The sequence below is a fragment of the Pseudomonas sp. P5_A12 genome (assembly GCF_056400685.1).
On sequence record NZ_JBFUKU010000036.1, the window covers coordinates 1 to 12,568 of the forward strand.

Genomic DNA, 12,568 nt, shown 5'->3' on the forward strand with positions numbered 1-12,568 from the left:
CCTGGGATCTGATCCTGGGATCTGATCTTCAAACCCGAGAATATGGAAAAGCTGCAAAAATGCGGCGTAGCCATCCTGGACAACGGCCCAGAACTCTTGCCCGCCGCCCTGAACTACCTGGGCCTGGCGCCTCACAGTAAAAACCCGGAAGACTATAAAAAGGCCGAAGCGCTGCTGCTAAAAGTCCGGCCCTATGTCAGCTATTTCCATTCGTCCAAGTACACCAGCGACCTGGCCAACGGCGACATCTGCGTGGCGGTCGGTTTCTCCGGCGACATCCTGCAAGCCGAAAACCGCGCCAAGGAAGCCAATAACGGCATCGATATCGGCTACGCCATTCCCAAGGAAGGCGCCGCCATCTGGTTCGATATGGTCGCCATGCCCGCCGACGCGCCGGACGAAAAGGCCGGCTACGCCTTCATGAACTACTTGCTGCGCCCGGACGTCATGGCCAGCGTCAGCAACCATGTGCACTACGCCAACGGTAACGAACAGGCCGACAGCCTGATCGACCCGACGATCAAGAACGACACCAAGGTTTATCCGAGCCCCGAGATGATGGGCAAGCTGTTCGCGCTGGAGGCAATGCCGCTGAATATTGACCGGGTCCGTACGCGGGTGTGGAACAAGATTCGGACCGGTAGCTGACGTGATTGCCTGAGAGATATGGCGCCGGTAAGGGCCTCATCGCGAGCAATCCCGCTCCCACAGGGTGCAGATCCGGGGTGGGAGCGGCGGTGCGACGATTCGACTTGCCCGCGATGAACGATAACGCGATCTTCACTCTTCGGGGCGAACCGTGGCCACGTCCTTGGCATTGACCCTCACCGTCTTGCCTGAAATATCCTCGAACTCGTAGAAGCCGTCCTTGCTCTTGAAATCCGGCATGTCCGTGGTCAAATACTGGGTGCCGTTTTGCAGTGTTACGACCGTTGGCGTCGAGCAGCCGGTCAAGGCTAACAAGGCTGCCGTGGCCAGCGGCAAACCCAGGGTTTTGATGTTCATATCCACCTCTCACAGTGTAGAAAAGTACCTCAATGCCGGTTGGTATCATCGATCAGCATAGCGTTCGATGCCCGCCCTAAAATGACCGAGTATCGCCGCCGCTTATCCTTTTCCGTTTGCATCGCACTGCGGGTAACTGTTATCTGTACGCATAACCAGTACTCGCTTGCCATGGCGCTTTTCCCTGTGACTGCAAATCCCCTCGACGATCCGTTCTATTACCTGAACAACTTCATGCAAGTGCTTGACTGGCTTGAACATCGATATGCCGATCTATTAAGTGTAGAAGAACAAGCCTTCATCCGTGATTTCTCCCGTCTACCCAAGGAGTCGCGGGCGCTGCTGGTCAGAATGGTGATGCGCAAGGGTGTGCATTTCAGGGCCGGCAAACTGAATTACGTCGAGATCGGCAACATCGCCAGCGCAGCCGAGCCGCTGCTGGCGGCAGGCTGGATCGATGAAGTATCGCCCTTGCACATCGAGGAACTGTTCGATGTGCTGCTCAAGGCCGAGATTGTCCACTGCTTTGGCGCTGTCATTGATCAGCCAAAGGGTAAAAAGAGCGATTGGCTGCCCCTGCTAAGCGAACAGTTTCCCGACGCACAACGTTTTGCCCAATGGTGCCCGRCACTGAATGACCGGCTGTTCACCCTGACCGTCATGGACCTGTGTGACCGGTTTCGGCTGATGTTCTTCGGCAACCTGTATCAGGACTGGTCGGAGTTTGTACTGGCCGACCTCGGCATTTTTACCTATGAAAAAGTTGAGTTCAGCGCCGAATCCCGGGGCTTGCGCAACCGTGAGGACGTGGACGCCTGCCTGTTCCTGTACCAATGCCAGCAGCATTTCGAGGCAGGCGAACCGCTGGCGTCCATCGTCGAGCAAATCAATGGGCTGACACTCGGCAATCCGTGGCTGCAACGTCGTCGCGGCAAGTTTCTGTTTCAGATCGGTCAGCACTGCGAGCGTATTGCCGACTTCGCCAGCGCGCTGACGATTTATCGCGACTGTGCCTACCCCGGCGCACGCATGCGGCTGATTCGGGTCCTGGAGCGCTGTGGCGACTATCAGCTCGCCCTGGACTTGGCCGTCCATGCCCAGCAATTGCCGGAAAGCGCCGCCGAGCATCAGCATTTGCTGCGCGTGCTGCCCAGACTTCGGCGCAAACTCGGCGGTCCGGCACTGAAGCGGCYAGCTCCCCGGGCGATGCAACGTCTTGATCTTCATTTGCCCAGAACCGATCTGTCGCTGTCGGTGGAATATTACGTGCAGGCACACCTGGCGGAAGAACAGGCACCGGTGCATTACGTGGAGAACAGCCTGATCAACTCGCTGTTCGGGTTGTTGTGCTGGCCAGCCATTTTCGCGCCGCTGCCGGGGGCGTTTTTTCACCCGTTCCAGCGTGGACCGGTCGATCTGTTGCATGAAGACTTTTGCACGCGCCGTGCCGAACTGTTCGAAGAGTGCCTGGCCGAACTCGATGACGGTCGTTACCGGCAGACGATTCGTGAGCGTTATGCCGGCAAGTGGGGCGTGCAGTCTCCCTTCGTGTTTTGGGGCGTACTGAGCGAAACGTTGCTGGATCAGGCGCTCGATTGCCTGCCGGCGGAACACCTCAAGCACTGGTTCAACCGCCTGTTGCTGGACATCAAGGCCAACCGCGCCGGCATGCCGGACCTGATCCAGTTCTGGCCGCAGCACAAGACCTACCGCATGATCGAAGTCAAAGGCCCCGGCGACCGGCTACAAGACAACCAGGTGCGTTGGCTGGAGTTCTGTCATGAGCATCAGATGCCCATTGCCGTCTGTTACGTGCAATGGGTGGAGCAGGACGCTTGAGCTACAGCATTGCGGTACGGGCACTGTGTGAATTCACTGCCAAGGTCGGCGACCTGGACCTGCGTTTCACACCGTCACCGACCGCGCTGGAAGGCATCGTCGGTCACCGCACGGTCGCGTCCCGGCGCAGCGACGGTTATCAAAGTGAAGTCGCCCTTGAAGGCGTGTACAAAACCTTGAACGTGAGGGGCAGGGCGGATGGCTATGATCCCGGGCAAAACTGCCTGGAGGAAGTCAAAACCTATCGCGGTGACTTGAGCAAACAACCGTCCAACCACCGACAGCTGCATTGGGCACAGGCGAAGATCTATGGCTGGTTGATGTGTTGCAAACTGGAGCTGGCGCAGATCAACCTGGCGCTGGTGTATTTCGACATCGTCAGCGAAAAGGAAACCTGTCTGGTCGAGGCGTTCAGCGCTGAGCAACTGCAACCGTTCTTCGAACAGCATTGCGCGTTGTTTCTGCACTGGGCCGAGCAGGAAATGGCCCATCGTGAGGCACGCAATCAAGAGGCGCAGCAATTGGTCTTTCCCCATGCCGGGTTTCGTCCGGGGCAACGGCATCTGGCCGAATCCGTGTTCAAAGCCGTCAGCACCGGGCGCTGCCTGATGGCGCAGGCGCCGACCGGCATCGGCAAGACCGTGGGCACGCTGTTCCCGATGCTCAAGGCCCTGGCGCCGCAAAAACTGGACAAGGTGTTTTTTCTCACCGCCAAAACGCCGGGACGAAAGCTCGCGCTGGACGCTGCACAGGTGATCCTGCAAAGCGCCGATGCGCCACCACTTCGGGTGTTGGAGATGATCGCCCGGGACAAGGCCTGCGAGCACCCGGACAAAGCCTGCCACGGCGAATCCTGCCCTTTGGCACGGGGTTTCTATGATCGGTTGCCCGCCGCTCGTCAGGCCGCCAGCGAGCTGAGTCTGCTGAATCAGAGCGCTTTGCGCGAGGTGGCACTGGCGCATGAGGTGTGCCCCTATTACCTGAGCCAGGAAATGGCCCGTTGGGCAGACGTGGTGGTCGCTGACTATAACTATTACTTCGATTTCAGTGCGCTGCTGTTCGGGCTCGCCCAAGCCAATAACTGGGCGGTCGCGGTACTCGTCGATGAGGCCCACAACCTGGTGGAACGCGGCCGGCAGATGTACAGCGCCAGTCTCGATCAGTCGACCCTTAACGGCGTACGCAAAACCGCGCCTGAGCCGCTGAAAAAATCCTTGCAGCGAGTCAATCGGGAATGGAACGCCCTGCATAACCCGCAGTCCGGCGCGTATCAGGCGTACGACAGGCCACCGGAAAAACTCCTTCAAGCCTTGTTTTCGTGCAGCGCGAGTATCGGTGATTACCTCAACGATCACCCGCAAGGCCTGGACAGCTCGCTGCAAAGTTTCTACTTCGAGATGCTGCAATTCTGTCGGGTGGCCGAACTCTTCGATGAACAGTTCCTGTTCGACATCAGCAAACGCGACCTCGACCGCCCGCGCCAACTGTCACAGCTGTGCCTGCGCAACGTGGTACCAGCCGGTTTCATCCGCCCGCGCCTGACTGCCGCACGCAGCACCGTGCTGTTTTCGGCGACGCTGAGCCCGCGGCATTACTACGCCGATCTGCTGGGCACCCCGGCGAATACGGTGTGGATTGATGTCGAGTCGCCGTTTCATGCTGATCAGCTACAAGTCCACATCGTCAGCCAGATCTCGACCCGCTTCGTCCACCGGCAGGCGTCGCTTGAGCCGATTGTCGAACTGATCGCCCGGCAATTTGGCGAACGCCCCGGTAACTACCTGGCATTTTTCAGCAGTTTCGATTATTTGCAGCAAGTGGCGCAGTTGCTGGCTGAGCGTCACCCGCACATCACGCTGTGGTCGCAGTCCCGGGGAATGGGGGAAGCGCAACGTCAGGACTTTCTCGACCAGTTCACCGCACACAGCCAAGGCGTCGGCTTTGCGGTGTTGGGCGGCGCGTTTGGGGAAGGCATCGATTTGCCGGGCGCACGGTTGATTGGCGCGTTCATCGCCACATTGGGTCTTGCGCAACTCAACCCGGTCAACGAACAGTTGAAACACCGCATGGCCGCCATTTTCGGTGCCGGTTATGACTACACCTACCTGTTTCCAGGGGTGCAAAAAGTGGTGCAGGCCGCCGGGCGCGTGATCCGTACCCAGCAGGATCAGGGGGTGGTGATGCTCATCGATGACCGGTTTGGCGACAGCAAGGTTAAACAGTTATTGCCCCGTTGGTGGTCGGTTGAACCAGCGCATTTTCGCGTTATTGAGTAGGTTTTTTTACTTTATAAAACAGTGACATATCTTGAAAGACACGCCCATTTGAACAAACAGCGAATCACCGCTTTATTCAAAGGGCAGGCAATCACTTTCAAGCCAATCTTTGATAAGGAAATCAGGGTATGTCAGTTGCACCCAATTACGCTTACACCCCGGAGCAGGTCACTGCCGCATTCAATGAAATCAAAGCGACGTTGTTCCGCGGCATCACTGCCCAGGCAATCCCCAAAATACTGATCGTTGCCGGGCTGCAAGGCTCAGGTAAAACCTATCTACTGGAAAACAGCCTTCTACCTTCCGGGCGTTATCAGAGTTTTGTCCGTCTTTACTTGCCCGAATACCGTCAAAAACACCCCCAGTACGCCGAAATGATCAAGCTCGGCGTACTGCATGCCTATGAGCACACGGAAGCCTTTGTCCGCGAGGTCAGCACCAAGATCTTCACCGAAGCCTTCACCCTCAAATACAACATCATCATGGAGTGTGCGTTCGACAGCCTCGATTTCGCCGCCTTTCCACCCTTGGCAACCGCTGCCGGTTATCAGTTCGAGACGCATATCGTCGGCTGCAATCAAGCGTTCGCTCACGTGTCGAGCATCAAAAGAGCCCTCAGCAGCCTGAAAAAACAGGAACTCGAACGGTTTGTCACCTCATCGGCGCTGGATGCCAGCATGAGTCACGCGCAGGCGATCATCCTGGCCTTTGAAACCGCCTCGAAAGCGGTCAGCGGCTCACAGATCACGGTCTATGAACGCGGGCTCGGCGGGTTGAAAGAGCGGGTTTCGCGCTTCCAGAAGACGTATACAAAAGACGCGACCGAGGTAACCCCTCCAACGGCACCGACCGCCGGCAGCACCTATGCTTGCATCATCAATAACCACGTTTACACCCTGAGGGAGCGCGACGAGATGGTAAAGACATGCCATTTGGCGCTACTCAAAACCCAGGCACACGCCACGTTGGTGCCTGATTTCGTCTACAACGACCTGCATGCCTACATCGCCAAATACGTGTACCGATAAACAAGCGTTTTACGGCTTTTCAAACTCACGGTTTACCGCATACTCCATCAAAACGATAGTCGCGGGTGTAATCGATGAGTGATGTGCCGTCCAAAAGCAATTCCATCGAGGAGATGCGCTTTCGCCTGCTGATTGATGCTGTGGTGGATTATGCGATCTACATGATCGATCCCGACGGCATCATCACCAGCTGGAACGCTGGCGCCCGCCGTTTCAAAGGCTACGAGGAAGCGGAGATTCTCGGTCAGCACTTTTCGCAGTTCTATACCGAGGAGGATCGACGTGCCGGTTTGCCCCAGCGCGCGTTGGACACGGCGATCAATGAAGGACGTTTCGAAGGCGAAGGCTGGCGGGTGCGCAAGGACGGCACGCATTTCTGGTCGCATGTGGTGATCGACCCGATTCTCGACCCAACCGGCAAGTTGCTGGGGTTTGCCAAGATCACCCGCGACCTCACCGACCGCAAAATGGCCGAGGAAACCCTCAAGCAAAGTGAACAGCAGTTTCGCCTGTTGGTTCAAAGCGTCACCGACTACGCCATTTATATGCTTGCCCCGGATGGACGCCTGACCAACTGGAATCAGGGCGCCCAGCGCATCAAGGGGTATCGACCCGAAGAAGTCATCGGCCAGCACTTCTCCATGTTTTATACCCCGGAGGACCGCGAAGCCGGCGAACCACAACGGGCGTTGGAGACCGCCACACGGGAAGGGCGATTTGAAAACAAGGCGTGGCGCGTGCGCAAGGACGGTACACGGTTTTTTGCTCACGTCGTGGTAGACCCGATCTGGGGCGAAACCGGCACGTTGCTGGGATTTGCCAAGATTACCCGTGATATCACCGAGGCGACCCTGGCGCAGCAAGACCTTGAGCGAACTCGCGAGGCGTTGTTCCAGGCGCAGAAAATGCAGGCTATCGGCCAACTCAGCGGCGGGATCGCCCACGACTTCAACAATTTGTTGACGGTGATCCTCGGCAACCTGGAAATCGTGCGCAAACGGATAGGGGAAGATCCGAAGCTGACCCGTTTGGTCGACAATGCCCGTCAAGGCGCCTTGCGTGGAGTGTCTCTGACTCAGCGCATGCTCGCCTTTGCCAGACGCCAGGAGCTCAAATTCGAATCCGTGGATATTCCCGTGCTGATTGAAGGTATCAGTGGTTTGTTACGCAGCTCCCTCGGGCCTTCTGTGGTCCTGGAAACGCATTTTTCAGCAGAACTTGAGCCGGTCATGGCTGACGTCAACCAGCTCGAACTGGCCGTTTTGAACCTCGTCACCAATGCCCGGGATGCAATGCCCGATGGCGGTGAAATCGTCATCACCGCCAGGAAAGCGGAGCCTGGCGATCAAAAAGCGTTATCCCTGAAGGAAGGCTCTTATGTTTGCCTGAGCGTTACCGATACGGGCGAAGGGATGAATGAGGAAACGCTCGGGTCGGCGATGGACCCGTTTTTCACCACCAAAGGGGTGGGGAAAGGCACCGGCCTGGGGCTGTCGATGGTGCATGGTTTCATTGAGCAATTGGGTGGACGGTTCGTACTCAAGAGCCGCCAGGGCAAAGGCACCAGCGCTGAACTGTGGATCCCGGTCGCCACTCCTGAGTCAGATATCAGGCCCGTCATCGAAGAAGAACAATCAACGCCAGTGRCACAGTTGTGTGTACTTGTGGTGGACGACGACAGCCTGGTGTTAACCAGTACCGGGTTGTTGCTGGAGGATCTGGGTCACCGGGTAATCCCGGCGATATCCGGTGCGAAAGCGCTTGAACTGTTCGAGAGCGAGCAGCACATCGACCTGGTGATCACCGACATGGCCATGCCGCACATGAATGGCGCGCAATTGGCACAGGCCATCCGGCTGAAGAAGCCCAACCTGCCGATCATTCTTGCCACCGGTTACGCAGAACGCCTGGAAGGTTTCGCCACCATGCTCCCGCGCTTGTCCAAACCCTATACCCAGCTCAATCTGGTGGAGGTCATTGCCCAGGCCATGAAGTGATGCGAGTGAATGTTTGCGAGCCTGAACTACAAAAAGCCCGGCAAACGCCGGGCCCTTCGTTGTGTAACTGTTCAGGATCAGGCAGCGAGATTACCGTCGCTCAGTTCTTTTTTGTACTGAGCCTTCAACGTTTCCATCTGCGCGCCCAATTCTTCGAGAGTCGCTTTGCCCAGCAGCTTTTTCGCCTGAGGGAACATCTCCGTTTCTTCCTCCTCGATGTGGTGCTCCAACAGTTCCTTGACCACTTTGACTCGGCCTGCAAACTCGGGGGTGGAAGGGTCGGTGACTTTCAGGTCTGGCAACACCAGTGAGTCTACGGTGCGGTGCTCTTCCTTGGCTTCGTAATACATCACGTCCTGCTCCTTGCCACCGGCCTTTTTGTAAGCCGGATACAGGACTTCTTCCTCAAGTCGTGTATGAATGCTGATTTCCATTTCAAGCTTGGCCAGCAACTCTGTGCGTTTTTTAACACCGCGTTCAGTGGATTCGCTCAATTGGCTCAGGATGTCTTTTACACGTACGTGGTCAGCTTTCAACAGATCGATGGCATTCATGGTCAAGTCTCTCAAGTCATCACAGGGGGTGAGCGCGAACGGTCTCAATGGCCGATAGTCGCTTGAGTGGATTGAGCAGGAGTCGTGCCGTCTTTTGGCTGGATCAGTTATCAATACGAATCAAGCAGTTAAACAGATTGATGGCTAACTGCGCTCATGCAGGCTGCATGAGTCTGGCAGTTGTCTCATGCAGTTCGCGGTGCAGTGCGAGCAACTCTGAAACATTGTCAACTTGTAGTCAAAAAGAAGCCCGGCAATCACCGGGCTACTTTTTTCACGCTCACGCTCGATGTTCAAGCTGGTGGCGCAAATGATGTGAGGGGCTGACGGACAGTGGAATCGGCGGAAAATCCTCGTTGAGCAATGCAGATGCTCTATCGCTTCCTGAAATTTCAAATCAGCTTTGCGGCGCAGCGCTTGATAACGATCAAACAGCTCCACATCCAGATTGCCGCCATCGAGCATCTCGAAAGCACATCGGCTCAGGCCCTGGGCTTCTTCGAACATTTGACGGTTACGTTCCAGGGCGAGTGCCCGGCAGGCTTTGATTTGATCAGGGGGGGAATATTGCATCATGACCAGCACCTTTGTTTTCGGGGTCCCTTTGAATAGACGTCGTTGCCACAGTGGAACCGAACCTGTCGGACCCCGCGATGCACAAACAAAGCGGGGCTAAAGATGTGACTGCCGGGTGAAATGGGGAATTCAATTTTTTTTCAAACGTTCGTAACGGGCGAGAGTGGGTTGAGTGGTGATCCCGTGAATCAGAATGCTCAACGCAACCACCGACAACGTCAGGTCGGTACACAGCGTCGCCACAGATTGACCGAGCCCGTGGTTCAAGGCGTAGAACAGGTAATAAAGACTGYCGATTCCCCGAATGCCGAACCAGCCAATCAATACGCGCTGATGCCAGTCCAGCAAGCGACCCCACGGCATGACGGCCACACTCAGCGGCCGGATCAGGCAAAACAGCACACCGCCGATGGGCAGGGCACGCCAATCCCAGTGGGCGATCAGCACCACGCCCAGCAGCGTCACCAGAAACACCTCCATGGCCCGCTCCACGAGGCCGCCGAAGGCGAGCATGTCACTCATCATGATGCCCGCCGCGACTTGGCCGTCCTCCAGATGGTCGGTGTTGCCACGCACGGCATGTTGTGGCTCGACGTTCTGATGACCCACCACTGGCTGAACAAGGTGTTCGGCAGGCTCCAGCGATTCGCCTGCGGTCTTGACCTCGGCCTGCCGCAAGCCGAGGCCAGCGGCGAAAACCGAGAGAAATCCATAGGCATGAATGAATTCGGCCCCGACATAGGCGAGGGCGATCAAGGCAAGGGCGAGGTAATCATTCGGGGACAGCGTGCTGTCATCGTTATGGATACGCAGCGTCAACGTCACRCGCCCGATGCCGCGTCCCATCCAGTAACCCGTCAGCAAACCGGCGGGAACGGCCCAGAGCAGACTTTTAAGCACCCAGTCGCCGACCCAGCCGGGATCGCCGTCGTGTTGCAACAAGAGTAAGCCGAGAATCACGAAGGGAAACGCGATGCCATCGTTGAGCCCGGCCTCGCCTGACAGACYGAAACGCACACTGTCGTCGTCCCGCGCATCATTGACTTGCACCAGGGCCGCCAACACCGGGTCGGTGGGCGCGAGAATCGAGCCGATCAAGACAGAGGCGCCCCACGACACGCCGAAGCCGTAGTGCAACAGCAAACAAACGCCGCCAATGGTCAAGACCATGACCGGCCCGGCCAGTCCGAAGGCGATACGCCACCTCTTGTCCTTGAGCGGCAAACGTAATTTCAGCCCGCAGACAAACAACGAAAAGAGCACCGCGACTTCCGTCAGGTGCTCCATCCAGTCAGCGGCGTCGTTGGTGTTCAGCTTCAACAAGCCCAGTGCGCCCGGCCCAATGGCAGCGCCCAGCACCAGGCACACCGCCGATGTGGTTACCGGCATCCAGCGCAGATATGACGATGTCAGCGCCAGCGTCAGCAGCACGGCACCCAGCACCGCCACCCAAAGAATGAAGCTCATGTCTTGACCCGCCGGGCAGGTGTGCGATGCAGGGGCTGATGCGAGGACTCTGGCAATCAAGCGACCGTCGCGTATTCAGGCGACAGGACGTTGAGCCACCCTGGAATCATCTACACCAGAATAGTCACCAACAGATCGATTGAGTGCCGAAAGCGTCAGCAGGTTCAATCCGGTGGTCAGGGCGATCTTGCCCTTCAACCGGCCAGAATCTTTACAAAGTTGCTCGCCACATTTGGCGATGGGTCACACACAAATCCCCATGTGGGAGCGAGCCTGCTCGGGAAGGCTGCGTATCAGCCAACATCAATGTCGACTGGGACACCGCTTTCGCGAGCAGGCTCGCTCCCACAAGGGTTCTGCAGAGGGATAGAGGGCAGATCAGGCCTTGCGATTACTCAAGCTGCGCTCCATCCGCGCAATGCCTTCTTCAAGCAACGCACGTGGGCAGCCGAAATTCAGGCGCACGAATTGCCCGGTGTCATCGCCGAAATCCAGGCCCGGGCTCAATCCGACCTTGGCTTCTTCCAGGAAGAACTGCTGCGGGTTGTCCAGCCCCAGCGCCGAGCAATCGAGCCATGCCAGGTAGGTGCTTTGCGGGACGTTCATGGTAACGCCCGGCAGGCGAGTGCGGACGGCGTCGACCAGGTAATCGCGGTTGCTTTGCAGGTAGGCGCTCAGTTCCGCCAGCCATGGCCCGGCTTCGCTGTAGGCGACGCGGGTAGCTAGCAGGCCCAGTGGGTTGACGCTGTCGACCATGCCGCACCGGGCGTGGTTGACCTTCTCGCGCAAGGCGCGGTCCTGAATGATCATGAACGAGGTTTTCAGGCCGGCGATGTTGTAGGCCTTGCTCGCCGACATCAGCGTGATCGTGTGCCGGGCGATTTCCGGGCTGAGCGTTGCCATCGGAATATGCTTGCGCCCGTCGAAGCACAATTCGGCGTGGATCTCATCCGAGATAATCCAGGCGCCCTGTTCCAGGCAGATGTCGGCAATCGCTTGCAGTTCTTCTCGCGGGAAGGCTTTGCCCAGCGGGTTGTGCGGATTGCTCAGCAACAGCGCTCCGCCACCTTGCAGCGACTGGCTGAGGCTGGCGAGCGGTGTGGTGTAGGTGCCGTCAGCCTGCTCATCGAAATTCAGCTCGACCTTGTTCAGGCCCCAATGGCCGGGCGCGTGGCGCAGTGGTGGATAGTTGGGCACCTGCACCACGACATTCTGTTGCGGCTGGACCAGCGCCTTCAGCGCCATGTTGAAGCCCGACTCGACCCCTGGCAGAAAAATCAGCTCTTGCGGCTCGATGCGCCAGGCGTATTTGTTCCAGAGGTCGGCCACGATAGCGTTGCGCAAGTCATCCGGGGCCACGCTGTAGCCGACCATCGGGTGTTCCAGGCGCTTTTGCAGGGCCTGGATGATCATCGGCGGCGCAGCAAAATCCATGTCGGCCACCCACATCGGCAGCACGTCGGCCGGGTAGCGGCTCCATTTGGTGCTACCGGTGTTATGGCGGTCGAACACCTGATCAAAATCGAAAGTCATGCGCGGTCTCGTTACAGCGGGTGGGAGATGCCGGCCATGATAATCGCCAATCCCTGTGGGAGCGAGCCTGCTGGCGATGGCTGCCCCTGTAGGAGCTGGCTTGCCAGCGAAAGCGGTTTGACATTCAACATCTATGTTGATTGACATTCCGTCTTCGCTGGCAAGCCAGCTCCTYCAATGACCGTGCCGATTGATGCAGATACGTGCAAACGTCCGACGGTCGGTTTTCACACGGGGCACGCCTGCGTTGACTAGAGTTTCAAGTGTCGGCAGCCCGTCTGCCGCCACCGTGA

The 12,568-nt window shown here is 57.7% G+C and carries 9 protein-coding genes and 1 pseudogene; 5 read left to right on the plus strand and 5 right to left on the minus strand.

The genetic code is table 11. The annotated features are described in order from the left end of the window. Window positions 1-12: 12 nt before the first annotated feature. Window positions 13-648: pseudogene (locus tag AC1DSG_RS07835) on the plus strand (extracellular solute-binding protein); the annotation flags it as partial. Window positions 649-780: 132 nt separating this feature from the next. Here AC1DSG_RS07835 and AC1DSG_RS07840 read toward each other — a convergent pair. Beyond that, a complete protein-coding gene (locus tag AC1DSG_RS07840; protein ID WP_477790368.1) occupies window positions 781-1,005 on the minus strand; it encodes a YgdI/YgdR family lipoprotein in 225 nt (74 codons plus the stop codon). Between the two features lie 171 nt (window positions 1,006-1,176). Between AC1DSG_RS07840 and AC1DSG_RS07845 the strand changes: the two genes are divergently transcribed. From AC1DSG_RS07845 to AC1DSG_RS07860, 4 genes are all read left to right on the plus strand, one after another. After that, window positions 1,177-2,844, plus strand: coding sequence for a VRR-NUC domain-containing protein (locus tag AC1DSG_RS07845; protein ID WP_477790369.1), 1,668 nt, complete (start codon window positions 1,177-1,179; stop codon window positions 2,842-2,844). Further along, complete coding sequence (locus tag AC1DSG_RS07850; protein WP_477790370.1) at window positions 2,841-5,120, plus strand: ATP-dependent DNA helicase; 2,280 nt, start codon at window positions 2,841-2,843, stop codon at window positions 5,118-5,120. The genes AC1DSG_RS07845 and AC1DSG_RS07850 overlap by 4 nt, the downstream gene beginning before the upstream one ends. Before the next feature lie 128 nt (window positions 5,121-5,248). Then, window positions 5,249-6,148 carry a zeta toxin family protein gene (locus AC1DSG_RS07855; RefSeq protein ID WP_477790371.1) on the plus strand — a complete coding sequence of 300 codons (900 nt, stop codon included), beginning with the start codon at window positions 5,249-5,251 and terminating at the stop codon, window positions 6,146-6,148. A gap of 74 nt (window positions 6,149-6,222) precedes the next feature. Further along, window positions 6,223-8,145 carry a hybrid sensor histidine kinase/response regulator gene (locus AC1DSG_RS07860; RefSeq protein WP_477790372.1) on the plus strand — a complete coding sequence of 641 codons (1,923 nt, stop codon included), beginning with the start codon at window positions 6,223-6,225 and terminating at the stop codon, window positions 8,143-8,145. A 77-nt stretch (window positions 8,146-8,222) separates the two neighbouring features. Here AC1DSG_RS07860 and AC1DSG_RS07865 read toward each other — a convergent pair whose 3' ends face one another. From AC1DSG_RS07865 to AC1DSG_RS07880, 4 genes are all read right to left on the minus strand, one after another. Beyond that, complete coding sequence (locus AC1DSG_RS07865) at window positions 8,223-8,699, minus strand: hemerythrin domain-containing protein (protein ID WP_477790373.1); 477 nt, start codon at window positions 8,697-8,699, stop codon at window positions 8,223-8,225. A 144-nt stretch (window positions 8,700-8,843) separates the two neighbouring features. Further along, window positions 8,844-9,284 (minus strand): hypothetical protein, encoded by a 441-nt coding sequence (locus AC1DSG_RS07870; RefSeq protein ID WP_477790374.1) that lies wholly within the window; start codon window positions 9,282-9,284, stop codon window positions 8,844-8,846. A gap of 120 nt (window positions 9,285-9,404) precedes the next feature. Further along, a complete protein-coding gene (locus AC1DSG_RS07875; protein ID WP_477790375.1) occupies window positions 9,405-10,742 on the minus strand; it encodes a cation:proton antiporter in 1,338 nt (445 codons plus the stop codon). A gap of 378 nt (window positions 10,743-11,120) precedes the next feature. Then, complete coding sequence (locus AC1DSG_RS07880; protein WP_477790376.1) at window positions 11,121-12,275, minus strand: MalY/PatB family protein; 1,155 nt, start codon at window positions 12,273-12,275, stop codon at window positions 11,121-11,123. Window positions 12,276-12,568: the final 293 nt, after the last annotated feature.